At 66.6% G+C, this 25651-nt stretch carries 31 protein-coding genes; 30 read left to right on the top strand and 1 reads right to left on the bottom strand.

Features of this window, described 5'->3' with window-relative positions; translation table 11 throughout:
• Positions 1-6: 6 nt before the first annotated feature.
• The 30 genes from ehuR (at position 7) to D5041_RS13220 (ending at position 25104) form a co-directional block, all read left to right on the top strand.
• On the top strand, positions 7-1461 hold the full coding sequence (gene ehuR, locus D5041_RS13365) for a MocR-like ectoine utilization transcription factor EhuR (protein ID WP_265284912.1): 1455 nt from the start codon (positions 7-9) through the stop codon (positions 1459-1461).
• Positions 1462-1629: 168 nt separating this feature from the next.
• A complete protein-coding gene (eutB, locus tag D5041_RS13360) occupies positions 1630-2607 on the top strand; it encodes a hydroxyectoine utilization dehydratase EutB (RefSeq protein WP_265285093.1) in 978 nt (325 codons plus the stop codon).
• Positions 2608-2615: 8 nt separating this feature from the next.
• A complete protein-coding gene (gene eutC, locus D5041_RS13355; RefSeq protein ID WP_265284911.1) occupies positions 2616-3632 on the top strand; it encodes an ectoine utilization protein EutC in 1017 nt (338 codons plus the stop codon).
• Positions 3629-4807, top strand: coding sequence for an ectoine hydrolase DoeA (gene doeA / locus D5041_RS13350; RefSeq protein ID WP_010103300.1), 1179 nt, complete (start codon positions 3629-3631; stop codon positions 4805-4807). Before eutC ends, doeA begins: the two co-directional genes overlap by 4 nt.
• Before the next feature lie 3 nt (positions 4808-4810).
• Positions 4811-5827, top strand: a complete 1017-nt coding sequence (gene doeB / locus D5041_RS13345; RefSeq protein WP_265284910.1) for a N(2)-acetyl-L-2,4-diaminobutanoate deacetylase DoeB — start codon at positions 4811-4813, stop codon at positions 5825-5827.
• Between the two features lie 130 nt (positions 5828-5957).
• Positions 5958-6818 carry an ectoine/hydroxyectoine ABC transporter substrate-binding protein EhuB gene (ehuB, locus tag D5041_RS13340; RefSeq protein WP_265284909.1) on the top strand — a complete coding sequence of 287 codons (861 nt, stop codon included), beginning with the start codon at positions 5958-5960 and terminating at the stop codon, positions 6816-6818.
• 56 nt (positions 6819-6874) lie between these two features.
• Positions 6875-7540, top strand: coding sequence for an ectoine/hydroxyectoine ABC transporter permease subunit EhuC (ehuC, locus tag D5041_RS13335; protein ID WP_010103294.1), 666 nt, complete (start codon positions 6875-6877; stop codon positions 7538-7540).
• The gene (ehuD, locus tag D5041_RS13330; protein ID WP_265281144.1) at positions 7537-8229 is read left to right on the top strand and encodes an ectoine/hydroxyectoine ABC transporter permease subunit EhuD; all 693 of its coding nucleotides are present in this window, start codon (positions 7537-7539) and stop codon (positions 8227-8229) included. Before ehuC ends, ehuD begins: the two co-directional genes overlap by 4 nt.
• Positions 8226-9008 carry an ectoine/hydroxyectoine ABC transporter ATP-binding protein EhuA gene (gene ehuA / locus D5041_RS13325; protein ID WP_265284907.1) on the top strand — a complete coding sequence of 261 codons (783 nt, stop codon included), beginning with the start codon at positions 8226-8228 and terminating at the stop codon, positions 9006-9008. The genes ehuD and ehuA overlap by 4 nt, the downstream gene beginning before the upstream one ends.
• 149 nt (positions 9009-9157) lie before the next feature.
• The gene (locus D5041_RS13320) at positions 9158-10015 is read left to right on the top strand and encodes an Rpn family recombination-promoting nuclease/putative transposase (protein WP_010103288.1); all 858 of its coding nucleotides are present in this window, start codon (positions 9158-9160) and stop codon (positions 10013-10015) included.
• A 149-nt stretch (positions 10016-10164) separates the two neighbouring features.
• Positions 10165-11967, top strand: coding sequence for a chorismate-binding protein (locus tag D5041_RS13315; protein WP_265284906.1), 1803 nt, complete (start codon positions 10165-10167; stop codon positions 11965-11967).
• A 27-nt stretch (positions 11968-11994) separates the two neighbouring features.
• Entirely contained in the window at positions 11995-12354 is a 360-nt protein-coding gene (locus D5041_RS13310) for a (2Fe-2S) ferredoxin domain-containing protein (RefSeq protein WP_010105642.1), read from the top strand.
• Between the two features lie 70 nt (positions 12355-12424).
• On the top strand, positions 12425-13075 hold the full coding sequence (locus D5041_RS13305) for an alpha/beta hydrolase (RefSeq protein ID WP_265257088.1): 651 nt from the start codon (positions 12425-12427) through the stop codon (positions 13073-13075).
• 79 nt (positions 13076-13154) lie between these two features.
• Positions 13155-14318 carry a D-alanyl-D-alanine carboxypeptidase family protein gene (locus tag D5041_RS13300; protein ID WP_010104109.1) on the top strand — a complete coding sequence of 388 codons (1164 nt, stop codon included), beginning with the start codon at positions 13155-13157 and terminating at the stop codon, positions 14316-14318.
• A 107-nt stretch (positions 14319-14425) separates the two neighbouring features.
• On the top strand, positions 14426-14803 hold the full coding sequence (gene rpsL / locus D5041_RS13295) for a 30S ribosomal protein S12 (protein ID WP_010104110.1): 378 nt from the start codon (positions 14426-14428) through the stop codon (positions 14801-14803).
• A 166-nt stretch (positions 14804-14969) separates the two neighbouring features.
• Complete coding sequence (gene rpsG, locus D5041_RS13290) at positions 14970-15443, top strand: 30S ribosomal protein S7 (protein ID WP_005798541.1); 474 nt, start codon at positions 14970-14972, stop codon at positions 15441-15443.
• A 151-nt stretch (positions 15444-15594) separates the two neighbouring features.
• The gene (fusA, locus tag D5041_RS13285; RefSeq protein ID WP_265257090.1) at positions 15595-17697 is read left to right on the top strand and encodes an elongation factor G; all 2103 of its coding nucleotides are present in this window, start codon (positions 15595-15597) and stop codon (positions 17695-17697) included.
• Positions 17698-17837: 140 nt separating this feature from the next.
• Complete coding sequence (gene tuf / locus D5041_RS13280; RefSeq protein WP_265257091.1) at positions 17838-19028, top strand: elongation factor Tu; 1191 nt, start codon at positions 17838-17840, stop codon at positions 19026-19028.
• Between the two features lie 25 nt (positions 19029-19053).
• Positions 19054-19368 (top strand): 30S ribosomal protein S10, encoded by a 315-nt coding sequence (gene rpsJ, locus D5041_RS13275; RefSeq protein ID WP_010104119.1) that lies wholly within the window; start codon positions 19054-19056, stop codon positions 19366-19368.
• A 210-nt stretch (positions 19369-19578) separates the two neighbouring features.
• Positions 19579-20256 carry a 50S ribosomal protein L3 gene (gene rplC / locus D5041_RS13270; protein ID WP_010104121.1) on the top strand — a complete coding sequence of 226 codons (678 nt, stop codon included), beginning with the start codon at positions 19579-19581 and terminating at the stop codon, positions 20254-20256.
• A complete protein-coding gene (gene rplD, locus D5041_RS13265; protein ID WP_010104124.1) occupies positions 20256-20876 on the top strand; it encodes a 50S ribosomal protein L4 in 621 nt (206 codons plus the stop codon). The genes rplC and rplD overlap by 1 nt, the downstream gene beginning before the upstream one ends.
• The gene (gene rplW / locus D5041_RS13260) at positions 20873-21184 is read left to right on the top strand and encodes a 50S ribosomal protein L23 (RefSeq protein WP_010104125.1); all 312 of its coding nucleotides are present in this window, start codon (positions 20873-20875) and stop codon (positions 21182-21184) included. Before rplD ends, rplW begins: the two co-directional genes overlap by 4 nt.
• Before the next feature lie 3 nt (positions 21185-21187).
• Positions 21188-22012, top strand: coding sequence for a 50S ribosomal protein L2 (gene rplB, locus D5041_RS13255; protein ID WP_010104127.1), 825 nt, complete (start codon positions 21188-21190; stop codon positions 22010-22012).
• A 9-nt stretch (positions 22013-22021) separates the two neighbouring features.
• Entirely contained in the window at positions 22022-22300 is a 279-nt protein-coding gene (gene rpsS / locus D5041_RS13250; RefSeq protein WP_010104129.1) for a 30S ribosomal protein S19, read from the top strand.
• 9 nt (positions 22301-22309) lie between these two features.
• Positions 22310-22642, top strand: coding sequence for a 50S ribosomal protein L22 (gene rplV, locus D5041_RS13245; RefSeq protein WP_010104131.1), 333 nt, complete (start codon positions 22310-22312; stop codon positions 22640-22642).
• Positions 22643-22659: 17 nt separating this feature from the next.
• Positions 22660-23538, top strand: coding sequence for a 30S ribosomal protein S3 (gene rpsC / locus D5041_RS13240; RefSeq protein WP_010104132.1), 879 nt, complete (start codon positions 22660-22662; stop codon positions 23536-23538).
• A gap of 2 nt (positions 23539-23540) precedes the next feature.
• A complete protein-coding gene (gene rplP / locus D5041_RS13235) occupies positions 23541-23957 on the top strand; it encodes a 50S ribosomal protein L16 (RefSeq protein ID WP_010104133.1) in 417 nt (138 codons plus the stop codon).
• 18 nt (positions 23958-23975) lie between these two features.
• Entirely contained in the window at positions 23976-24185 is a 210-nt protein-coding gene (gene rpmC / locus D5041_RS13230; RefSeq protein WP_265281163.1) for a 50S ribosomal protein L29, read from the top strand.
• Between the two features lie 9 nt (positions 24186-24194).
• Positions 24195-24464 (top strand): 30S ribosomal protein S17, encoded by a 270-nt coding sequence (gene rpsQ / locus D5041_RS13225; RefSeq protein WP_010104137.1) that lies wholly within the window; start codon positions 24195-24197, stop codon positions 24462-24464.
• 133 nt (positions 24465-24597) lie between these two features.
• Complete coding sequence (locus D5041_RS13220; protein ID WP_265284905.1) at positions 24598-25104, top strand: peroxiredoxin; 507 nt, start codon at positions 24598-24600, stop codon at positions 25102-25104.
• A 54-nt stretch (positions 25105-25158) separates the two neighbouring features.
• Here D5041_RS13220 and D5041_RS13215 read toward each other — a convergent pair whose 3' ends face one another.
• Positions 25159-25650, bottom strand: a complete 492-nt coding sequence (locus D5041_RS13215; protein WP_010106701.1) for a GNAT family N-acetyltransferase — start codon at positions 25648-25650, stop codon at positions 25159-25161.
• Between the last annotated feature and the right edge of the window lies 1 nt (position 25651).

Raw genomic sequence — 25651 nt, 5'->3', positions numbered from 1 at the left:
AATCGCATGCCTCATCGAGCCGATCCGCGCGCTGGCCCCGAGAGCGACCCGGCCCCCGGCAATGGCGCGGCGTGGCGCCCGGCGCTGACCCGGCAAAAAGGCAAGACCAAGCATGCGGCGCTGACGGAGTGGATCATCGCCGATATCGACGCCGGCCGGCTCAAGCCCATGGACCGCATGCCGCCGCACCGTGACTTGGCGCGCGATCTGGGCATCTCGGTGCAGACGGTCAGCCTGGGCTATCAGGAGGCCGAACGCCTGGGCTATCTCAGCGGCGAGGTCGGGCGCGGAACCTTCGTCAGGGCCAGGGTCACGGAACGTGTCGGCCAGATGATGCTCGACCGCAGCCTGGACGAGGTGATCGACCTGTCCATCGTGCGCGGGGTCTATCTGCCGGAGCACGAGGAGGCCTCGCGCGCCGTGCTGGCCACGCTGGCTGCGGGGGAGAATGCGGCCTTCATGCAGCCCTGCCGGCCGATTGCCGGACTCGACCGGCACCGCGAGGTCGCCACCAGCTGGCTCGCCGCGCTCGGGGTCGATGCCCCGCCCGAGCGCATCCTGATCACCAACGGCGCCGCGCATGCGCTGTTCCTGGCGCTGGCCTGCATCATTCGCGCCGGCGACGTCGTGCTCACCGAGAACCTGACCGACCACGGAATCATCGGTCTGGCGAATATCCTCGGCTTCGCGCTCAAGGGCCTGCCGACGGACGAGCAGGGAATCCGCCCCGATGCCTTCGAGGCCGCCTGCGCGGCGGGGGACGTGCGCGCGCTGGTGCTGATTCCGACGCTGAACAACCCGACGGGCCACGTCGCGACCCCGGAACGCCGCCACGCCATCGCCGAGACGGCGCAGCGCCATGGCGTCTTCGTCGTCGAGGACGAGGTCTGCAAGCCCTTGATCGACGCGCCGCTGCCGGCGATCACGCAGTGGCTCCCGGACCTGGGCTTCTTCGCCACCAGTTTTACGAAGGTGGTGCTCACGGGCCTGCGCGTCGGTTATCTGGTGGTTCCGCCGCGCTACTGCATCCGCGCGGAGTCCATCTTGCGCGTGACGAGTTGGAGCGCCACCTGCCTGCCGGCCGAGATTGCCACGCGCTGGGTCGAAGATGGCACGGCGCGCCGCCTGCTCGCCGTGCAGCGCGAGGAGGTGCGGGCGCGCCAGCAGTTGGTCGCGGATGCGCTCGGCCCGCATATCGCGTCGCACCACCCGCTGTCGCTGTGCGCCTGGCTGAAGGTGCCCGCGCATTGGACGGAGGATGGACTCGTGCGCGCGCTCGCCGAGCGCCGTGTGGCGCTGACGCCCTCCGACCCCTTCGTCGCCGGCAGCGGCCATGGGGGCGGCGTGCGCATCTGCATCGGCGGAAAAATGGGCCATGCCACGCTCGCGCTGGCGCTCGATACCGTCCGACAAACCTTTGAGCAATTTCCCCCGGTCTTCGGCGTCGGCGCAATCGGCTGAGTTTCCGGCCGGCGTGCGCCGGCCAGACATTGAATCATGACAATATAGTGATTGACATGATTTTCCCCGGACATTACTCTGACGTAATTGCCAGGAGAAATGATGCTGCACAGCATGTGTCTCGCGAATGCCGAATCGGGCGGCCGTATCCAGCCGGCGGCGGCGCCCATGCCCGCGTGCGACTTGGCCCGGGTCGAATCCGCCGCCGCGCGCATCGCCGGGCACGTGCTGCGCACGCCGCTCGTCGCCTCCGCGGCGCTCACGCGCTGCTGCGGCCTGCCGGTGCATCTGAAACTCGAAACACGCCAGCCGACCGGTGCTTTCAAGCTGCGCGGTGCCATGAACGCGCTGCTCGCGCTCGATGAGGACGCGCGCCGCCGCGGGCTGGTCACCGCGTCCACCGGCAACCACGGCCGCGCCGTCGCCCACGCTGCGCGCGCGGCGGGTGTGCGCGCCGTCGTCTGCATGTCGGCGCTGGTGCCGGCGCACAAGGTTGACGCGGTGCGCGCGCTGGGCACCGAGGTCAGGATCGTCGGACGCTCGCAGGACGACGCGCAGGCCGAGGTCGAGCGGCTCGTCGCCGAACAGGGTCTGACGCCGATCCCGCCCTTCGATCATCCCGACGTCGTCGCCGGGCAGGGCACGATCGGCCTCGAACTGATCGACGACCTGCCGGAGTTGGACCTCGTTCTGGTGCCCCTGTCCGGCGGCGGGCTGGCGGGGGGCATCGCGGTGGCGGTCAGGGCGCTGCGCCCCTGCGCGCGCGTGGTCGGCGTCTCCATGGAACGCGGCGCGGCCATGGCGGCGGCGATCGCCGCGGGCCAGCCGGTCGATGTCGCCGAGCAGGAAACGCTCGCCGACTCGCTCGGCGGCGGGATCGGCCTGAACAACCAGCTCACTTTCCGCCTGTGCCATGCGCTGCTCGACGGCGTCGTGCTGCTGACCGAAAACGAGATTGCCGCAGGCATCCGGCACGCCGCCCGGGAGGAGCACGGCGAGGTCGTCGAGGGCGCCGGCGCAGTCGGCATCGCGGCCTTGCTCTGCGGCAAGATTCGTCCCATGGGACCGACTGCGGTCGTGGTCTCGGGCGGGAATATCGACGCGGCCCTGCACCGGCGCATCGTCGCGGGGGACGCGCCATCATGAGGAGCCGCATGCGAATCCTGACCGAGGCCGATCTGCGCCGCCTCGTCCCGCTCGACATGGGCGTCGTCGCCTGCGTGGAAGCGGCCTTCGCGGCGCTCGCCACGCAGGCCGTCGCCATGCCGCCCATCCTGCGGCTGGACATCCCCGAGCACCGCGGCGAGGTCGACGTCAAGACCGCCTACGTGCCGGGACTCGACGGGTTTGCGGTGAAGATCAGCCCCGGCTTCTTCGACAACCCCCAGCTCGGCCTGCCGAGCCTGAACGGCTTGATGATTCTGTTCAGCGCCAGGACCGGCCTCATCGAGGCGCTGCTTCTGGACAACGGCTACCTCACCAATATGCGCACCGCTGCGGCGGGCGCGGTGGCCGCAAGGCATCTCGCGCGCCCCGACGCCCATTGCGCGGCGATCTTCGGCGCCGGGTTGCAGGCGCGCTTGCAGTTGCAGGCATTGACGCTGGTGCGCCCCATCGACGGGGCACGCATCTGGGCGCGCGATGCGGACAAGGCCCGTGCGCTCGCGCGCAGCTTGTCAGACGCGCTCGGAATACCGGTCACGGCCATCGCCGACCCGCGCGCGGCGGTCGCGGGCGCCGACGTCGTCGTCACCACGACCCCGGCCGAAGCGCCCATCCTGATGGCCGACTGGATCGAGCCGGGCCAGCATGTCACCGCCATGGGGTCCGACGCCGGGCACAAGAACGAGATCGACCCGGCGCTCGTGCTGCGGGCCCGCGATGGCTATTTCGCCGACCGGCTGTCGCAGACGCGCTGTCTCGGAGAACTGCACCACGCAATTCGCGCGGGGCTCGTCGCTCCCGATGCCGACTTCGCCGAGCTCGGCGCCGTCATCGCCGGCAAGGCCGCCGGGCGCTGCAGCGCGGACCAGATCACCTTCGCCGACCTCACCGGAACCGGCGTTCAGGACACCGCCATCGCCCACCTCGCCGCGGCCCGCGCGCGCGACGCGGCGGTCGGCCGCAGCATGGACAGCCACAGCGCAACCGCGGACGCGGACGCAGCATGAGCGCAACCCTGAACTTCTCGCTCGCGGAATACGCCGAGCGCCTGGCCAAGACGCGCCGCGCCATGGAGCCGCGCGGAATCGAACTGCTGATCGTCACCGATCCGTCGAACATGCACTGGCTCACCGGCTACGACGGCTGGTCCTTCTACGTGCACCAGTGTGTGCTGGTGCCGCCGACGGGCGCACCGCTGTGGTACGGGCGCCAGCAGGACGCGCAGGGCGCCAGGCGCACCAGCTACCTCGACCCCGCGAACATCATCGGCTACCCGGACCATTACGTGCAGTCGAACGAGCGCCACCCGATGGACCTGCTGGCGCAGATCATCGCCGACCACGGCTGGGGCCGGCTGCCCATCGCGGTGGAGATGGACAATTACTACTTCTCGGCGGCCGCCTTCGCCTCGCTGCAACGGCATTTGCCCGGCGCCCGATTCCAGGACTCCGCCGGGCTCGTGAATTGGCAGCGCGCGGTCAAGAGCCCGGCCGAGCTCGACTGCATGCGCAAGGCCGCGCGCATCGTCGAGCTCATGCACCAGCGCATCGTCGAGGTCATCGAGCCCGGAATGCGCAAATGCGACCTCGTCGCCGAAATCTACGGCGCCGGAATCCGCGGCACGCCGGCGTTTGGCGGCGACTACCCGGCGATCGTTCCGCTGCTGCCCTCGGGCGCGGACGCCTGCGCCCCGCACCTGACCTGGGACGACAAACCCATGAAGGCGAACGAGGGCACCTTCTTCGAGATCGCCGGCGCCTACAAACGCTACCACTGCCCGCTCTCGCGCACCGTGTTCCTGGGCAAGCCGACGCAGGCCTTTCTCGACGCCGAGAAAGCGACGCTCGAAGGCATGGAGGCGGGCCTTGCGGCGGCCCGGCCCGGCAACCGCTGCGAGGACATCGCGAACGCCTTCTTCGCGGTGCTGCGCAAGCATGGGATCACCAAGGACAACCGGACCGGCTACCCGATCGGCCTGAGCTACCCGCCGGACTGGGGCGAGCGCACCATGAGCCTGCGCCCGGGCGACCGCACCGTGCTGCAAGCGGGAATGGCCTTCCATTTCATGACCGGTCTTTGGCTCGAGGACATGGGGCTGGAGATCACCGAAAGCATCGTGATCACCGAGGTCGGCGTCGAATGCCTGGCGCAGGTTCCGCGACAACTATTCATCAAGGATTGATCGATGCCCATGGCGCTGCCTGGCCCCTCGCCGATCGTGCCCACGGTCGATTTCGCCGCCCAGGGCGTGCAGCACGGTCATCTGCGCCTGCCCCACAGCCGCGACGACAGCGCCTGGGGCTCGATCATGATCCCGGTCTGCGTGATCGCGCAGGGCGAGGGGCCGACCGCGCTGCTCACCGGCGCCAACCACGGCGACGAGTACGAGGGGCCCGCCGCCTTGTACGAGCTGGCGCGCACGCTGTACCCCGCGCAGGTCACGGGGCGCGTGATCATCGCTCCCGCGCTGAACTACCCGGCGTTCCTGGCGGGAACGCGAACCTCCCCGATCGACAAGGGGAATCTGAACCGCAGCTTTCCCGGCCGGCCGGACGGGAGCGTGACGCAGAAGATCGCGGACTACGTGACGCGCGCGCTCGTGCCGCTTGCCGACATCGTTCTCGACCTCCATTCCGGCGGGCGCACGCTCGATTTCCTGCCCTACGCCGCGGCGCACGAACTGCCGGACAAAGCGCAGCAGGCGCGCTGTTTTGCCGCTGTCGCCGCGTTTGCCGCGCCCTACTCCATGAAGATGCTCGAAATCGACGCGGTCGGAATGCTCGACACGGCGGTCGAGAACGCGGGCAAGACCTTCGTCACCACCGAGCTCGGTGGCGCCGGCACCGCGACGGCCCGCTCCATCGCCATCGCCCGGCGCGGCGTGCTGAATGTGCTGCACCACGCGGGAATTCTCTCCGGGCAGCCGCAGACCGGCCCGACGCGCTGGCTCGACATGCCGTCCGCCGCCTGCTTCGTTTGCGCGCAGGACGGCGGGCTGGTCGCATTCGCGCACGACCTCGGCGATGCGCTCCGGCAAGGCGACGTCGTCGCCCGGGTCTACCCGCTTGGCCGCACCGGGTGCGCGCCGATGGAGTACCGCGCAGGCATGGACGGCATCCTGGCCGCCCGGCATGTTCCCGGCCTGCTCCAGGCGGGCGACTGCCTCTGCGTCATCGCGCAGCAGCGCGAGGAGGGTATTTGAAGGCGCTCGAACCCGCGGCGCCGTCCATCCCCACAAAAATCCATGCACCAGCGCGGCGCGCACCCATCCGGTCCAAGCGGCCCGCAATTTGCTTGAAGACCCCCACCAGAAAAACCACAGGAGACAACCCATGTTCCATTCCCGAGTCCTTGGCCTGAGCGCGCTCGCGCTGGCCACCGCCCTGCCCGTACTGCCCGCTGCCCATGCCACGACACCCAAGGAAATCAAGGACCGGGGCTACGTCCGTGCAGCGACCGCGAACGAGGTGCCCTATTCGTATATGAAGGACGATGGCAGTTCCGCCGGCATTGGTCCCGACGTCGCCATGGCGGTGCTGAAGACCATGGGGATCGACGAGGTGGCGTGGTCGGTCACGCCCTTTGGCACGCTCATCCCGGGCCTCAAGGCCAGGCGCTTCGACTTCGTTGCCGCCGAGCAGAACATCTCGCCGGAACGCTGCCGGCAGGTCGCCTTTACCGAGCCCAACTCGTCCTACGGCGAGGGCCTGCTGGTGAAGAAAGGCAATCCGAAGAAGCTCACGACCTACGCCGACATCGCCAGGGACCCGTCGCTCAAGGTCGCCGTGGTCTCCGGCGCGAACAGCATCGACTATCTGCGCGCAGTCGGCGTCCGGGACAGCCAGGTCGTCTTCATCGCGGCCAACGCCGACGCGCTCGCCACCGTGCAGAGCCGCGCCGACGCCTACGCGGCGACCGAGCTCACGGTCGCCAGCCTCGCCCGGGGGCAGGCGCATGTGGAACAGGTCCGGCCCTTCACCGACCCGCTGGTGGACAACAAGCCGGTGCGCAATTTCGGCGGCTTCGCGTTCCGGCCGGAGGACAAGGCGTTCTACGAAGCCTACAACGCCGCGCTCGTCGCGTTCCGCAGAACCGACGCGTATAAAAAAATCCTGGCCCAGTACGGTCTGTCGGACGAGAGCATCCGGGCCGCTGCCGAGCGCAAGGTCGCCGATCTTTGCGCCGGCAAATGAACCGCCGGCGCGGCTGACGGCTCGCGGTGTCATCGCACATGCCAGGACATGGCGCCATGGAGTTCTGGGCCTACGTTCCCTCGCTCGCGCGCGGCGCACTCGTGACCGCCGGGATCACGCTCGCCGCGATCGCCATCGGCGCCGTCAGCGCCTTCGTCGCCGGCATCGCGCGTGTCGAGGGTGGCCGAATCGCCGCGGCGATCGCGCTGTGCTACACCGAGGTCTTCCGTGGCACCTCGCTCCTGGTACAACTCTTCTGGTTCTATTACGCGCTCCCGCTGGTCGGCCTGACCCTCGAGCCCGTGGCGACCGGCGTCACCGTGCTGGCGCTGCACGTGGGCGCGTATGGCTCGGAGATCGTGCGCGGCGCGCTGAACGCCGTCTCGCCGTTGCAGCGCGAAGCGGCGCGGGCGCTGAATTTCGGCCGCGGGCACACGCTCGTGCACGTCGTCCTGCCGCAGGCGGTCGTCGAGATGATGCCGGCCCTTGGCAACCTCGCGATCGAAACGCTCAAGCTCTCCTCACTGGTCTCGCTGATCTCCATCACCGACCTGACGTTCCGCGCGCAGGCCATGCGCAATCTGACGCTGGACAGCACCACGGTCTATGCGCTGACGCTGATCGGCTATTTCGCCATGTCGCTCGTGCTCATGCTGGCCCTGCGCCTGGTCGAGAGGCTCGTGCGCCGCGGCGCGGCCTTTCCGAAGGCGGCGCACGCATGATGTACGGCTTTGCATGGGACAGTTCCACGCCGCTGGCGTATGCGGTGTCCATCCTGCCCATTCTCCTGATCGGGCTGGGCGTCACCTTGAAGGCCGCAGCAGCCGGTTTTGCCATCGCGCTGGCGCTCGGCCTGGTCTTCGCGCTGATGCGCCGCAGCCGCCTGCGGGCGGTTTCCTGGAGCACGGCGGTGCTCGTCGAATTCCTGCGCGACACGCCGCTTCTGGTGCAGCTCTTCTTCCTCTACTACGTGCTGCCCGACTACGGCGTCACGCTGCCGGCCTTCCTCACCGGCGCGGTGGCGCTCGGTCTGCAATATTCGGCCTATACCTCCGAGGTCTACCGCGGCGGAATCGACGCGCTGCCGCGCGGCCAATGGGAGGCCGCGACCGCCGTCAACCTCTCGCGCGCGCAGATCTATCGCGCCATCGTCATCCCCCAGGTCGTCCCGCGCATCCTGCCGACGCTGGGCAATTACCTCGTCGCCATGATCAAGGAGACGCCGGTCCTGTGCGTCGTCACCGTGCTTGAAATGATGGGGCTTGCGAACATGATCGGCGAGCGCAGCTTTGAATACTTGGTCCCGCTGACGCTGGTCGGCCTGATCTTCCTCCTGCTCACGCTGATCTGCTCGGTCGGGCTGCATTGGCTGGAGAAGGCGCTGCCCAAAACAGGAATACCGCTGCGATGACCGAAACCCCCTGCGCCCGCGCTCCCCTCATCGAGTTCCAGGGCGTCACCAAGCGCTTTGGCACGCTCACGGTGCTCGACGACTTCAATTTCTCCGTCGCCGCCGGCGAGAAGGTGGCGCTGATCGGCCCCTCGGGCTCCGGCAAATCGACCGTGCTGCGCATTCTGATGACGCTCGAACCGTTTCAGCAAGGCACGCTCACGCTCGCCGGAACCTCCTACCACCAGACCGGCGGTGCCGGCCCCTTCAAGGCCTCGCAGTGGCATCTGCGCGAGTTGCGCAGCCATGTCGGGATGGTGTTCCAGAGCTTCAACCTGTTCCCGCACATGTCGGTGCTGCGCAATGTGCTCGAAGCCCCGGTCAAGGTCTTGGGCTTGCCGCGCGCCGAGGCCGAATGCCGTGCCGTGGAACTGCTCACCATGGTGGGTCTTGCCAACAAAAAGGACCATTACCCGGCCCAGTTGTCGGGCGGGCAGCAGCAGCGCGTGGCCATTGCCCGGGCGCTGGCCATGCGCCCGCGCGTGCTGCTCTTCGACGAGCCCACCTCGGCCCTGGACCCGCAGCTCGTCGGCGAGGTGCTCGGCGTGATCCGTGGCCTGGCGCACGCGCACGAACTGACCATGCTGCTCGTCACGCACGAAATGCGTTTCGCGCGGGAAGTCTCGGACCGCGTCTGCTTCTTCGACCAGGGCCGCATTCGTGAACAGGGCGATCCCGAGCGCATGTTCAGCGCGCCGCAAGAGCCGCGCACACGGGAGTTCCTCGCGTCGGTGCTGTGATGCATGCACACCCGGCAGGTCCATGCAACGCATGGCCTGCCGCGCTCCTTGGGCCCAACAGGGCATGCAATACACTGCGGCGTCGGGGGCCGTCGGACCAGCTGGCGCATCGCCGACGGCGTGTTCCATGCCAACCGGAGTCCTCGCCCATGAATCTGAGCTACCTCGACCCCAAGATTGATCTGGTCTTCAAGCGCATCTTCTCGCGCGCCGACCTGCTCCTGGATTTTCTCAACGCCGTTCTGCCGCTGGACGCTCCGGTCGAAACGCTGACCTATCTGCCCACCGAACAGGCGCCGCAAATCCCGGGCATGCGCTTTTCCATCGTCGACGTCAAATGCCACGACCAGAGCGGCCAGGTGTTCGTCGTCGAGATGCAGATGCTATGGACCGACGCCTACTTCTCGCGCATCCTGTTCAGCGGCGCGCAGGCCATCGTCAACCAACTCTCCGCGGGTGCGCCCTACCAGTCTCTGTGCCCGGTCTACTCGGTCACGGTGCTCAACGACGTTTTCAAGAAAGACGCGCGCCAGAAAGACTGCTGGCTGCACCACTACAAGATCACCAAACTCGCAGAACCCGACGATATCCTGCAAGGCCTGCAGTTCGTCATCCTGGAACTGCCCAAATTCACACCCCAAACGCAGGTCGAAAAACGAGTGACCGCGCTGTGGCTGCGCTTTCTGCGCGAGGCCGGCGGACCGGACTTTGTCCCCGACGAGAACCTGCTGTCCCACGCGCCGGTCGCCGCCGCGGTCAAGCTCACCGAGTTCGCAGGGTATAGCGCCGTCGAAATCGAGGCCTACCGGAAGTATCAGGATGCGCTGCGCAACGAAAACAGCGTGCTGCTCGATGCCGTGACGAAGGGACGGATTGAAGGGCGGGCCGAGGTTGCGCGCAATCTTTTGCCGCTGCTCGGTGACGAGGCCATCGCGCAGGTCAGCGGCCTGACCTTGTCGGCCGTCAAAAAGCTGCGCGAAGAAGCCGGCCCCCCGCGCACGAACTGATCGTGCATGCTCGTCATGCATGAACCATGCACGCGTTGAACAAGCTGGCCCGTTCGAGCGCCCAACGCGTTGTGCGAAACTTGGCCGATGCATCGATTGCCCTGCTCCGTGGCCGATCGCGGCATGCACTGGAACCACCGGGACAGGTCTTGACTGCCAGTGCGCGCATCGATTTCAGCCAGCCGCTGTCCGCACGGACCGCGCGCCTGCGCCACGCCCTTGGCAGGCCCCGCGAGGTTCTGCTGGCGCATGCGCACGCCCAGGTGCGCGGCGTGCTCGACGCCGTGCACGCGGCCGCGCAGCGCGGCCACTGGTGCCTGGGCCATGTGCGCTACGAGGCGGCGGCGGCGTTCGACGCCGCCCTGCAAACGCACGCGGCGGATGGCCCGCTGGCGTGGTTTGCCGTGCACGACGGGCCCCTGCCCTGGCCGGAGGAAGACACCGGGCAAGGGCCCACGCACGCGGCATGGCTGGAGTGGCAGGACAGCCTCGACCGGGCCGATTTTGACGCCGCGCTGGCGCGCATCCAGCAGGCCATCGCTGCGGGCGAGCTGTACCAGGTGAACTACACCGCCCCGCTCAGGGGCCGCTTGCAGGGCGGAGCCGACGCGCTGTTTGCCGCACTGCAGCGGGCCCAGCCCGGAGGCTACGCGGCGCATATCGACACCGGAGCGCAGCAGATTCTGTCGGTCTCGCCCGAACTGTTCTTTGACTGGCAGGACGCGCCCGGCGGCGGCGCCATCCTCGCGCGCCCCATGAAGGGAACGGCGCCGCGCGGCGCCACGCCCGCGCAGGACGCGGCGCTCGCCGCGCAGCTGCGCAGCGCGCCCAAGGAGCGCGCCGAGAACGTGATGATCGTCGACCTGCTGCGCAACGACCTCGCGCGCATCGCCCTGCCGCACAGCGTGCGCGTGCCCGCGCTGTTTGCCACGCAGGCCCTGCCCACGGTGTGGCAGATGACCTCGGACGTGCGCGCGCGCACGCGGCCCGGAACCACGCTGACCGACATCTTTGCCGCGCTCTTCCCCTGCGGATCGGTCACCGGTGCGCCCAAGGTGCAGGCCATGCGCATGATCCGTGCGCTCGAGCCCGCGCCGCGCGGCGTGTACTGCGGCGCCTTGGGCGTGGTGCGGCCGGCAGGCCCCGCAGGGGCCGACGGGCTGTGCGCCGTGGCGGCCACGTTCAACGTGCCCATCCGCACCGTGGTGCTGCACGCGCAGGGCGAGCAATGGCACGCCAGTTGCGGCATTGGCAGCGGAATCACCGCGGATGCGCAGGCCGACGCCGAATGGAACGAGTGGCAGCACAAGCGTGCCTTCGTGGACCGCGCCAGCGTGCCGTTCGAGCTGCTGGAAACCCTGGCCCTCGATGGCGGGCAGCTGCGCCACCTGCCCGAGCACCTGGCCCGGCTGCAGGACGCTGCGGCGCATTTCGCCATTCCATGCGACGCCGCCGCCATGCAGCGCTGCCTGCGGACGCTGACCGAGAGCCACCCTGCGGGAGCATGGCGCGTGCGCCTGCTGCTCGACGCCACGGGCACGCCCCGGGGCGAGGTCTGCGCGCTGCCACCCACGGCCGAGCCCGTGCGTCTGGCACTCGCCGACAGACCGTTCATGGCGGCGCACAGCGAATTCGTGCGCTACAAGACCACGCGGCGGGCGCATTACGCGGCCCTTGCGCCCACCGCGCCCGGGGTGTTCGACACGCTGCTGTGGAACGCAGCCGGCGAGATCACCGAGAGCACCTTCGGAAATATCGCCGCGCTCGTGGACGGCCGCTGGGTGACGCCGCCGCTCGCGTGCGGCCTGCTGCCCGGCGTGGGCCGCGCCGTGGCGCTGCGCGAGGGGCGCGTCGTGCAGGCCGTGCTGCGCCTGGCCGATATTCCGCGGGTGCGCGGCTGGGCGTTCATCAACAGCCTGCGCGGCTGGCTGGCGGCCACGCTGGAGCGCTGATCGGGGCCGCAAGTCTAGAATGCGCGCATGAGCAACACCTCTTGCGAATCGGCCGCGGCGCCAGGCTATTACCAGCACCACATCTTTTTTTGCCTGAACGAACGCAGCAACGGCGAGGCCTGCTGCGCCCGGCACAACGCCCAGGCGGCATTTGACCGCTGCAAGGCCCAGGTCAGGGCGGCCGGGCTCGCGGGTCCCGGCAAGGTGCGGGTGAACAAGGCGGGTTGCCTGGATCGCTGTTCCGCAGGCCCGGTCGCCGTCGTTTACCCGGAAGGCGTCTGGTACAGCTACGTGGACGCCGACGATATCGACGAGATCGTCGAATCGCACCTCAGGAACGGCCAGGTGGTCGAGCGTCTCGTCACGCCCGCGGAACTGGGACGCTGATCCAGTCTCTCCCTCCCTGCTTTCTGAATCTGAATGACGCCCCGGCAACCAGCCGTCGGGCAACCAAGCCGTGAATTCCCAGACCGAACACCTGACCCTGTCCGGTGCCGCAGGCGCCATCGAGGCCCTGCGCGCTGGCGCCGCGCGCGCGGACGGGGGCACGCCGCGTGGCGTGGCCGTGATCGCGCATCCCCACCCGCTGTTTGGCGGCAGCATGGAGAACAAGGTGGTACAGACCCTGGCGCGCGCCTTTGTGCAGTGCGGCTGGACGGCGGTGCGCTTCAATTTCCGCGGCGTGGGCGCGTCTGACGGCGTGCACGACGAGGGCCGGGGCGAGTTGCAGGACCTGCTTGCCGTGGTCGAGCAGATGGCCCCGCGCAGCCAAGGCCAGCGCATTGCGCTGGCGGGTTTCTCGTTTGGCGCGTTTGTCGCCAGCCACGCGCTGGCCAGCCTCTGGCCCGGGGGGCGGGTCGAGTACGCCGTGCTCGTGGGCACCGCTGCGGGCCGTTTCAGCGTCGCGCCGGTGCCGCCCGAGGCCCATCCGCGCACGCTGGTCGTGCACGGGGAACAGGACGATACCGTGCCGTTGTCCGCCGTGATGGATTGGGCGCGGCCCCAGATACTGCCGATCACGGTCGTTCCCGCAGGCGGCCATTTCTTTCACGGACAATTGCCGCTTTTGAAAAATCTGGTGCTGCGCCACCTGCAATCGGGCGCCTGAGGTCCCGTTGCAGCAAGGTCCCCCACCAGGGTTCCCGCTCTTCCCCGCATCCTTTCGTATCCCTCGCATCCCTCCACCCATGAAACGAATCCTGTCCGCACTGCGCTTCCTGGCCGTTCTGGCTGCGCTCGTCCCTGCCGCCGCCCACGCCCAGGCGCCACAGCCGCCCGAAATCGCCGCGCGCAGCTACCTGTTGTTCGACGTCACGGCGAACCAACTGCTGGCAACCAAGGACATCGACGCGCCGGTCGATCAGGCCTCGCTGACCAAGCTCATGACGGGCTATCTGGTGTTCGACGCGCTGCGCTCGCGGAAGATCTCGCTCGCGCAAAAACTGCCCGTGAGCCCGCGCGCCTGGAAGATGCCCGGCTCGCGCATGTTCATCGACCCCAAGATGCAGGTGCCGGTCGGGGACCTCATCCAGGGCATGGTCGTGCAGTCGGGCAACGACGCCACCATCGCGCTGGCCGAGGGCGTGGGTGGAACGGTCGAGAACTTCGTCCGGCTCATGAACGAGCAGGCCAAGGCGCTGGGCATGAACGCCACGAGCTACAAGAACCCCGAGGGGCTGACCGAGCCCGGCCACACGAGCACGGCGCGCGACCTGAGCGTGCTGGCCACGCGCCTCATGAAGGACTTTCCGGAGTACATGCACTACTACGCCACCAAGCGCTACAGCTACCCCGGAACGCCCACGTCGAACAGCAGCAACCGCAACATGCTCCTGTTCCGTGACCCGACGGTCGATGGCCTCAAGACCGGCCACACCGACGCCGCAGGCTATTGCCTCGTGGCCACGTCCCGGCGCGAGTTCCCCGGCCTGGGCCAGCGCCGCCTGCTGTCCATCGTGCTTGGCGCGGCCAGCGAGAACGCGCGTGCGAACGAGAGCCAGAAACTGCTGAACTGGGGCTATACCGCTTTCGACGCGGTCAAGCTGTTCGACGCCGGCCAGGCGGTGGCGACGCCCGATATCTGGAAGGGCCGGGAAAACCAGCTCAGGATCGGCCGTGAAGAGGCCATCGTCGTGGCCATTCCCGCGGGCAGCGCCGGCAAGATCAGCACCCGGATCGCCCGCCCCGACCCCTTGGTCGCGCCCTACACCAAGGGCCAGTCGATCGGCACCCTGGAGGTGATGCTCGGCGACCAGGCCCTGGGCAAGGTGCCGCTGGTGGCGCTCGAAGGCGTGGAGCAGGCGGGCATGTGGGGCCGCGCCTGGGATGCGCTGCGCCTGTGGATCCGGTGAACCGGCCCTGTCCTGCTATACTCGTGGGCTTTTCGGGATTTCCGAAGGGTTTCACGTTTTCGTTTTCTACGCTCATCCCGTTTAAATCACGTTCAGGGACGCATTGCATGCCAACCATCAACCAATTGGTCCGTCAGGGGCGCGAGGTCGAAAAGATCAAGTCCAAAAGCCCCGCGATGGAAAACTCTCCCCAGCGCCGCGGCGTGTGCACCCGGGTGTACACCACGACGCCCAAGAAGCCCAACTCCGCCTTGCGCAAGGTCGCCAAGGTGCGCCTGACCAACGGCTTCGAGGTCATCTCCTACATCGGCGGTGAAGGCCACAACCTGCAAGAGCACAGCGTGGTGCTGGTGCGCGGCGGTCGTGTCAAGGACCTGCCCGGTGTGCGCTACCACATCGTGCGCGGCTCGCTCGACCTGCAAGGCGTGAAAGACCGCAAGCAGGCGCGCTCCAAGTACGGTGCCAAAAAGCCCAAGGCGAAGTAAACCCCGGGCGCTGAAATGCCCGGCATACCCGGTGCTGCCCCGCATGGCGCGGTGATGCAGCGTAGTGACCCCAGGCGCACGGTTTGCGCGGGTCGAGTAAGTGGGAGTCCTGAATGGCTCTCGCGGTGTCCGCAGGGACGCCAACTGAAGCAAAGAGGAAAAGAAAATGCCACGTCGTCGCGAAGTCCCCAAACGTGAAATCCTGCCGGACCCCAAGTTCGGCAATGTGGAACTGTCCAAATTCATGAACGTGATCATGGAGGGTGGCAAGAAGGCCGTAGCCGAGCGCATCATCTACGGTGCGCTGGAACTGATCGAGAAAAAGCACCCCGACAAAGACCCGCTGGAGGCTTTCACCGTTGCGATCAACAACGTCAAGCCCATGGTCGAAGTCAAGTCGCGCCGCGTGGGCGGCGCCAACTACCAGGTTCCCGTGGAAGTGCGTCCCGTGCGCCGGCTCGCGCTGTCCATGCGCTGGATCAAGGAAGCGGCGCGCAAGCGCGGCGAAAAGTCCATGGCGCAGCGCCTGGCGAACGAACTGCTCGAGGCCACGGAAGGCCGTGGCGGCGCCATGAAGAAGCGTGACGAGGTGCACCGCATGGCCGAAGCCAACAAGGCGTTCAGCCATTTCCGCTTCTGATCCGGCGCAGCGCTCCCTCCTCCGGTCCATTCCTTTGGCCACCTGACAGCCCCAGCCCGGCACCCGGAGCGCCCCGCGCCAAGCACGGGGTTGCGGCGCCGCAGGCCCACACCCTGACCGAACCCAACACGACCCATCCCAAGGATCCACCATGGCTCGCAAGACCCCCCTCGAGCGCTACCGCAACATCGGTATTTCGGCGCATATCGACGCCGGCAAGACAACGACCACCGAGCGCATTCTTTTCTACACCGGCGTGAACCACAAGATTGGTGAGGTACACGACGGCGCGGCCACCATGGACTGGATGGAGCAAGAGCAGGAGCGCGGCATCACGATCACCTCGGCGGCCACCACCTGCTTCTGGAAGGGCATGGACATGTCCTTCCCCGAGCACCGCATCAACATCATCGACACCCCCGGGCACGTGGACTTCACCATCGAGGTGGAGCGCTCCATGCGCGTGCTCGACGGCGCCTGCATGGTGTACTGCGCCGTCGGCGGCGTGCAGCCGCAGTCGGAAACCGTCTGGCGCCAGGCGAACAAATACAAGGTGCCACGCTTGGCCTTCGTGAACAAGATGGACCGCACCGGGGCGAACTTCTTCAAGGTCGTCGAGCAGATGCGGCTGCGCCTGAAGGCCAACCCGGTGCCGATCGTGATCCCGATCGGCGCCGAAGATGGCTTCAAGGGCGTGGTCGATCTGCGCAAGATGAAGGCCATCGTCTGGGACGAGGCCTCGCAGGGAATGAAGTTCAGCTTCGAGGACATCCCGGCCGATCTGCACGCCGCTGCCAAGGAATGGCGCGAGAAGATGGTCGAGGCGGCCGCCGAAGCCACCGAAGAGCTCATGAACAAGTACCTGGAAGAGGGTGACCTGTCGGAGGAGGAGATCACCGCCGGCCTGCGCGCGCGCACCATCGCCGGTGAAATCCAGCCCATGCTGTGCGGCACCGCGTTCAAGAACAAGGGCGTGCAGCGCATGCTCGACGCCGTGATCGAACTCATGCCCTCGCCGCAGGACGTGCCCCCCGTTCCCGGTTTCGACGAAGACGACAAGGAAGTCACCCGCAAGGCGGACGACGCCGAGAAGTTTTCGGCCCTGGCGTTCAAGCTCATGACCGACCCGTTCGTCGGCCAGCTGACCTTCGTGCGCGTGTACTCCGGCGTGCTCGCCAAGGGCGACACCGTGTACAACCCCGTGCGCGGCAAAAAGGAGCGCATCGGCCGCATCGTGCAGATGCACGCCAACGAGCGCCAGGAGGTGGACGAAATCCGCGCCGGCGACATTGCCGCCTGCGTGGGCCTGAAGGACGTGACCACGGGCGAGACCCTGTGCGACCCGGCGGCCATCGTGACGCTCGAACGCATGGTCTTCCCCGAGCCCGTGATTCGCCAGGCCGTGGAGCCGAAGTCCAAGACGGATCAGGAAAAGATGGGAATCGCGCTGTCGCGCCTGGCCGCCGAAGACCCGTCGTTTCGCGTGAGCACCGACGAGGAATCGGGCCAGACCATCATCGGCGGCATGGGCGAGTTGCACCTGGAAATCATCGTTGACCGCATGAAGCGGGAATTTGGCGTCGAGGCCAACGTGGGCAAGCCCCAGGTGGCGTACCGCGAAACCATCCGCAAGACGGTGGAGGAGGCCGAAGGCAAGTTCGTGCGCCAGTCCGGCGGCAAGGGCCAGTACGGTCACGTGGTGCTGAAGATCGAACCCAACGAAGCCGGCAAGGGAATCGAGTTCATCGACGCCATCAAGGGCGGTGTGGTTCCGCGCGAATTCATCCCGGCCGTGGAAAAGGGCGTGAACGAGGCCGTCACGCAGGGCGTGCTCGCCGGCTACCCCGTAGTTGACGTCAAGGTCACGCTGCACTTCGGCTCGTACCACGACGTGGACTCGAACGAACTGGCGTTCAAGATGGCCGCGATCTTCGGCTTCAAGGAAGGCTGCAGGAAGGCCGGCCCCGTGATTTTGGAGCCCATGATGGCGGTGGAGGTCGAGACGCCCGAAGACTACGCCGGCAACGTGATGGGCGACCTGTCGTCGCGCCGCGGCATGGTGCAGGGAATGGACGACATGCTCGGCGGCGGCAAGGCCATCAAGGCCGAGGTGCCGCTGTCCGAAATGTTCGGCTACTCGACCACGCTGCGCTCGATGTCGCAGGGGCGCGCCACCTACACGATGGAATTCAAGCATTACAGCGAGGCGCCGCGCAACGTGTCCGAGGCCATCATGGCCGCGCGCGCCAAGTAAGCAAGCCCGCCCCTGCGACGCTTTCTTCACCGATCCCCGGTCTGCGATCCGGTGCCGTCCCGTTGCCTGTGCGGGGCGATGCAGCAACCGGATGCAGACCTAAAACCACGACACAGGCATCGCTCTTTGGAGAATTGAAAATGGCAAAAGGAAAATTCGAACGCACCAAGCCCCACGTCAACGTGGGGACGATCGGTCACGTGGACCATGGCAAGACGACGCTCACGGCGGCCATCGCCACCGTGCTGTCGACCAAGTTCGGCGGCGAGGCCAAGGCCTACGACCAGATCGACGCAGCCCCCGAGGAAAAGGCCCGCGGCATCACGATCAACACCGCGCACGTGGAATACGAAACGGCCAACCGCCACTACGCGCACGTGGACTGCCCCGGCCACGCGGACTACGTGAAGAACATGATCACCGGCGCCGCGCAGATGGACGGCGCCATCCTGGTGTGCTCGGCCGCCGACGGCCCGATGCCGCAGACGCGCGAGCACATCCTGCTCGCACGCCAGGTCGGCGTTCCCTACATCATCGTGTTCCTGAACAAGTGCGACATGGTCGACGACGAGGAACTGCTCGAACTCGTCGAGATGGAAGTGCGCGAACTGCTCGACAAGTACGACTTCCCCGGCGACTCCACCCCGATCATCCGCGGCTCGGCCAAGCTCGCGCTCGAGGGCGACAAGGGGCCGCAGGGTGAAGAGGCGATCATGAAGCTCGCCGAGGCCCTGGACAGCTACATCCCCACGCCCGAGCGCGCCATCGACGGCAGCTTCCTGATGCCCGTGGAAGACGTGTTCTCGATCTCCGGCCGCGGCACCGTGGTCACCGGGCGCATCGAGCGCGGCGTCATCAAGGTCGGCGAGGAAATCGAAATCGTCGGCATCCGCGACACGCAGAAAACCACCTGTACGGGCGTGGAAATGTTCCGCAAGCTGCTCGACCAGGGCCAGGCCGGGGACAACGTCGGCCTGCTGCTGCGCGGCACCAAGCGCGAGGACGTGGAACGCGGCCAGGTGCTGTGCAAGCCCGGATCGATCAAGCCGCACACCCATTTCACCGCCGAGGTCTACGTTCTGAGCAAGGACGAGGGCGGACGCCACACGCCGTTCTTCAACAACTACCGCCCGCAGTTCTACTTTCGCACGACCGACGTGACCGGCGCCATCGAGTTGCCGGCGGACAAGGAAATGGTCATGCCGGGCGACAACGTCTCGATCACCGTGAAGCTGATCAACCCCATCGCCATGGAAGAAGGCCTGCGCTTCGCAATCCGCGAAGGCGGGCGCACCGTGGGCGCGGGCGTCGTGGCCAAGATCATTGCCTGACCCGGCAGCAGAACAAGGAAGCGCCATGTCCTCGAAGCAAAAAATCCGCATCCGCCTGAAGGCGTTCGACTACAAGCTGATCGACCAGTCCGCGGCCGAGATCGTCGATACCGCCAAGCGCACCGGCGCCATCGTCAAGGGCCCCGTGCCGTTGCCAACGCGCATGAAGCGCTTTGACATCCTGCGCTCGCCGCACGTCAACAAGACCAGTCGCGACCAGTTCGAAATCCGCACGCACCAGCGCCTGATGGACATCGTCGACCCCACCGACAAGACGGTGGACGCATTGATGAAGCTCGACCTGCCCGCTGGCGTGGACGTGGAGATCAAACTGCAGTAACGAAAGACAACGCGGGCTTGCTTGCACGAGCAGTTCGCGCCATAATCGCAGGCTTTTCCCGGATTGCGCCTGAAGGCATCCAAAGACGCCCAGAGACCAGAGAAAAAGGGCGCCTTGCCGGAGAAGTTTCATCAACCCTTCTTTCATGCACATGCAGTGCAAACGCCGCGGCCAATTGAAGTTGCGACGGTGAAAGTTTTGGAGAAATCAATGAGTCTGAGCAACTCCCTGGGGTTGCTGGGTCGCAAGGTGGGCATGATGCGTCTGTTCACCGATGACGGGGACGCAGTCCCCGTCACGGTGGTGGACGTGTCCAACAACCGCGTGACCCAGGTCAAAACCCAAGACAACGATGGCTACGTGGCCTTGCAGCTCACGTTCGGTGCGCGCAAGGCATCGCGCGTGACCCGCCCACAAGCCGGTCACCTGGCCAAGGCAGGTGTCGAGGCCGGCGAAATCATCCGGGAATTCCGTGTCACCGCCGATACCGCGGCCCGCTACCCGGCGGGTGCTTCGGTGGACGTCGCTGCCGTGTTCTCCGTGGGCCAGAAGGTCGACGTGCAGGGCACCTCGATCGGCAAGGGCTACGCCGGAACCATCAAGCGCCACAACATGAGCTCGCAGCGCGCGTCGCACGGCAACAGCCGTTCGCACAACGTTCCCGGCTCCATCGGCATGGCGCAGGATCCGGGCCGCGTATTCCCCGGCAAGCGCATGACGGGCCACTTGGGCGACGTCACCAAGACCACGCAAAACCTCGACCTGATCCGCATCGACGAAGCGCGTCAGCTGCTGCTCATCAAGGGCGCCATCCCGGGCTCCCGGGGCGGGTTCGTGACGGTGCGTCCGGCGATCCGGGTCCCGGCGGCATCCAAGGGAGCAGATTGATGCAACTCGAACTCCTCAATGACCAGGGCCAGGGCGCGTCCCATCTGGACGTTCCCGAGACCGTGTTCGGTCGTGAATACAACGAGGCCCTGGTGCACCAGATCGTGGTCGCCTACCAGGCCAACGCGCGCCAGGGCACACGTGCCCAGAAAGACCGCGAGCAGGTCCGGCACTCGACGCGAAAGCCTTTCAAGCAAAAGACCACGGGCAGGGCACGCGCGGGGATGACCTCCTCGCCGCTGTGGCGTGGGGGCGGGCGGATTTTTCCGAACCTGCCCGAGGAGAACTTCACGCAGAAGATCAACAAGAAGATGTACCGCGCGGGCATGTCTTCCATCCTCTCGCAGCTGGCCCGCGAGGGCCGTCTGGCGGTGCTCGAATCGTTCAAGCTCGACTCGCCCAAAACCAAGGTCTTGGCCGACAGGTTCAAGGCCATGAACCTGCAGTCGGTGATGGTGATCGCCGACGAGGTGGACGAAAACCTGTACCTGGCCTCGCGCAATCTGGTGAACGTGCTCATCGTCGAGCCCCGTTACGCCGACCCCGTGTCGCTGGTACGTTTCAAGAAAGTGCTCGTCACCAAGGGCGCAATCGACAAACTCAAGGAGATGTTCGCATGAGCACACCCAAGTTTGACGAAGGTCGTCTGCTGCAGGTGCTGGTCGCCCCCATCGTGTCCGAAAAGGCCACCATGGTCGGCGAGAAGACCAACACCGTGACCTTCAAGGTGCTGCAGGACGCGACCAAGCCGGAAATCAAGGCGGCCGTGCAATTGCTGTTCAAGGTCGAGGTCAAAGGCGTTTCCGTGCTCAACACCAAGGGCAAGAGCAAGCGTTTCGGCAAGCACATCGGCCGCCGCGACAACGTTCGCAAGGCCTACGTCACGCTGCAGCCTGGTCAGGAGATCAACCTTGCGGAGGGCTCTTAAATCATGGCTGTCATCAAGATGAAACCCACTTCACCCGGCCGCCGTGCCGTGGTGAAGGTCACGCGCGACCACCTGTACAAGGGGGCAGCGTACGCCCCCCTGCTGGAGCCGCAATTCCAGAAGGCCGGCCGCAACAACAACGGCCACATCACCACGCGCCACAAGGGCGGTGGCCACAAGCACCACTACCGGGTGGTGGACTTCCGGCGCAACAAGGACGGTATTCCCGCCAAGGTCGAGCGCATCGAGTACGACCCGAACCGCACGGCGCATATCGCCCTGGTGTGCTATGCCGACGGCGAGCGGCGCTACATCATCGCTCCACGCAACCTGGAGGTGGGCGCCAGCCTGCTGTCCGGCGCCGAGGCCCCGATCCGCGCGGGCAACACGCTGCCCATCCGCAACATCCCCGTGGGCTCGACCATCCACTGCATCGAGCTCAAGCCCGGTGCCGGTGCGCAGATCGCGCGCTCGGCCGGTGCTTCGGCGACGCTGCTGGCGCGCGAAGGCACCTACGCCCAGGTGCGCATGCGCTCGGGGGAAGTGCGCAAGATCCACATCGAATGCCGCGCCACCATTGGCGAGGTGGCGAATGAGGAACACAGCCTGCGCCAACTCGGCAAGGCCGGTGTGAAGCGCTGGATGGGGATTCGTCCCACGGTTCGCGGCGTCGCCATGAACCCGGTGGACCACCCGCACGGCGGCGGCGAAGGCCGCACCGGCGAAGGCCGCCATGCGGTCGATCCCTGGGGCAACCTGACCAAGGGTTATCGCACCCGCAACAACAAGCGCACACAGACGATGATCGTGTCGCGTCGCAAGAAGTAAGGGGAACCGATGACTCGCTCTCTGAAAAAGGGTCCATTTGTCGACCATCACCTGCTGGCCAAGGTCGAAAAGGCCGTCGCCACCAAGGACAAGAAACCCGTCAAGACCTGGTCGCGCCGCTCCATGGTCCTGCCCGATTTCATCGGGCTGACCATCGCCGTGCACAACGGCAAGCAGCATGTGCCGGTCTACATCACCGACCAGATGGTGGGCCACAAGCTGGGTGAATTCGCCCTCACGCGCACCTTCAAGGGTCACCCCGCGGACAAGAAAGTCCAGAAGAAATGAGGAACGACCATGTCTGAAACACGTGCAGTCCTGCGCGGCGTCCGCCTGTCGGTCGACAAGGGCCGGCTGGTCGCCGACCTGATCCGCGGCAAGAAGGTGGACCAGGCGCTGAACATCCTGAACTTCACGCGCAAAAAAGCCGCGGGAATCGTCAGGAAGGTTCTGGAGTCGGCCATCGCCAACGCCGAACACAACGACGGTGCCGACATCGACGAACTGATGGTCAAGACCATCTACGTCGAGCAAGGCACCACCCTCAAGCGCTTCACCGCAAATGCCAAGGGCCGCGGCAACCGCATCAGCAAGCCCACGTGCCATGTGTACGTGACGGTGGGCAACTAAAGGATTCGGGGAAGACCATGGGACAGAAAATCCACCCTACCGGCTTTCGCCTGGCGGTCAGCCGCAACTGGTCCAGCCGCTGGTACGCCAGCGACCGCGAGTTTGCAGGCATGCTCGCCGAAGACATCAAGGTGCGCGAGTACCTCAAGACCAAGCTCAAGAACGCTGCGGTCTCGCGCATCCTCATCGAGCGCCCGGCAAAGAACGCGCGCATCACCATTTACTCGGCCCGCCCGGGTGTGGTGATCGGCAAGAAGGGCGAAGACATCGAGAACCTCAAGAAGGAACTCGCCGCACGCCTGCGCGTTCCCGTGGCGGTGAACATCGAGGAGGTGCGCAAGCCCGAAATCGACGCCAAGCTGGTCGCCGACAGCATCACGCAGCAGCTCGAAAAGCGCATCATGTTCCGCCGCGCCATGAAGCGCGCCATGCAGAACGCCATGCGCCTGGGGGCCCAGGGGATCAAGATCATGTCCTCCGGCCGGCTCAACGGGATCGAGATCGCGCGCTGCGAGTGGTACCGCGAGGGCCGCGTTCCGTTGCACACGCTGCGTGCGGACATCGACTACGGCACTTCCGAGGCCAAGACCACCTACGGCGTGATCGGCGTCAAGGTCTGGGTCTACAAGGGCGACACGCTGGGGCGCAACGACCTGCCCGCCGCGGAGAACCTGCGCTCCGACGAAGAACGCCGGCCACGCGGTCCACGCCGTGACGGTCGCCCGGGGGGCGAGCGCCCGGGTGCCGGCCGGGGTGGCCCGCGCCGCCCGGCAGGCGGCCACGCTGCCGATGGCAGCGACAAGCCGGCCGAAGCCGCCGGCACCGACAACACCGCCGCCAAGCGCGTGCGCAAGGTCGCCGCGCCGGCTACGGCAGCGGACGGCAAAGGAGAATAAGCATGCTGCAACCTGCTCGCCGCAAATACCGCAAGGAGCAAAAAGGCCGCAACACGGGGGTCGCCACGCGGGGTTCGTCCGTCGCCTTCGGTGATTTCGGTTTGAAGTGCACCGACCGTGGTCGCCTCACGGCCCGCCAGATCGAGGCCGCGCGCCGCGCCATCTCGCGCCACGTGAAGCGTGGCGGCCGCATCTGGATCCGCGTGTTCCCGGACAAGCCCATCTCGACCAAGCCCGCCGAAGTGCGCATGGGCAACGGCAAGGGCAACCCCGAGTACTACGTGGCCGAGATCCAGCCCGGCAAGGTCGTTTTCGAGATCATCGGCGTCACCGAGGAACTGGCCCGTGAAGCGTTCCGCCTGGCTGCCGCCAAGCTGCCGCTGCGCACCACCTTCGTCAGCCGCCTGATCGGCGCCTAATAGTCAGGAGAACGAGCAATGAAGACGACCGAACTGCGCCAGAAAGACGCCGCCGCGATCGAGACCGAAATCAAGGCGCTGCAAAGGGCCCACTTCGGCCTGCGCATGCAAAAGGCGCTGCAGCAGCTGAGCAATACCAGCACGCTGCGCACCACGCGCCGCGACATCGCCCGCGCCAAGACCATTCTTGCGCAAAAGCAAAAACAAGCCGCCGCCACCGCCAAGTAAGGAACCCATATGACGGACGCCAAAAAATCCCTCAAGCGCAACCTGGTCGGCAAGGTGGTCAGCGACAAGCGCCAGAAGACGCTGACCGTGCTGGTCGAGCGCCGCGTCAAGCACGCGCTCTACGGCAAGATCGTCGCCAAGTCGAGCAAGTACCACGCGCACGACGAAAGGGGCGAGTACCACCTGGGCGACGTGATCGAAATCACCGAGAGCCGACCGCTGTCCCGGACGAAGAACTGGGTGGCCACCCGCCTGGTGCAAAAGGCCGGTCTGCTGTAAGCGGATCTGCCCGGGAGAAAAACCCCGGGACAACCAAGTCCTGCGCAAACGGCCCACAATGTGGGTCGTTTCATCTTGTGGGCCTCCGGAAGACCCACCCATTTACCCATTCCCCCGTTCCAAGGAGATGATGATGATCAAAGTCGGTGACACCCTGCCCGCAGTCACGCTGATGGAGTATTCGGAAGTCGAAGGCGAAGGCTGTAGCCTGGGCCCGAACCCCGTTCCCGTCGCATTGGCCGCGGCCGGCAAGACGATTGCCCTGTTTGCGCTGCCCGGCGCCTTCACCCCTACCTGTTCAGCCAAGCATGTTCCGGGCTATGTGGCCAAGGCCGCAGAGCTCCGGGCCGCCGGTGCCGATGAAATCTGGTGCCTGAGCGTGAACGACGCCTTCGTGATGGGCGCCTGGGCGCGCGAGCAGGGGACCACCGGCAAGCTGCGCATGCTCGCCGATGGCGACGCCGAATTCGCCCGCGCCACCGGCCTGACGCTGGACCTCAGCGGCAAGGGCCTGGGCCTGCGCAGCAACCGCTATTCGATGCTGGTGCGCGACGGCAAGGTGCTGGAGCTCAACGTGGAAGCCGCTGGCAAGTTTGAGGTCAGCGACGCGGACACGCTGCTGGCCCAACTCAGGGGCTGACGGAACCCATTTCCGCAGACGGGCGGCGGCGGGCGCAAGACGCCAGGAAAGACTTCAGGAAATATCGGCCCTGAGGTAATGCGCACCCGCAATCGGGTTGTGGTAGTAGGGCGGGATCTCTGCAAAGCCCAGGTCGGTGTACAGCGCGCGCGCCGACTCCATATCGTCCAGCGTGTCGATCAATACGCAGGCGTAGCCCGCCTGCCGGGCCCGGTCCAGCATGGCCTGCGCCAGTTCACGCCCCAGACCGAAGCCACGAAACGCCTTGCGCACGTACAGGCGTTTCATTTCGCTGGCGTTCGGGTAGTCGCAGTTGTCCAGCGGCCGCAGCGCGCAGCAGCCCGCGAGCGCGCCCTCCACTTCGGCCAGCAGCAACGCGCCGCGCGGCTCAATGTACTCGCCGGGCAAGTGCGCGAGTTCGCGCTCGAAATCCTGAAAGCCCAGGTCCACACCCAGGCTGTCGGCGTATTCCCGGAAAATGTCGCGCACCATTTCCATCTCGGCAGGCGAGCCGGGGGAGCGCAGGGTGATGCAGGGCTTGTCCAAA

The sequence above is a fragment of the Verminephrobacter aporrectodeae subsp. tuberculatae genome (assembly GCF_026127385.1).
GTDB classification, from domain to species: Bacteria; Pseudomonadota; Gammaproteobacteria; order Burkholderiales; family Burkholderiaceae_C; genus Acidovorax; species Acidovorax aporrectodeae.
Note: the sequence above shows the minus strand (reverse complement) of the source record. Positions and strands in the feature narration are given on the sequence as shown.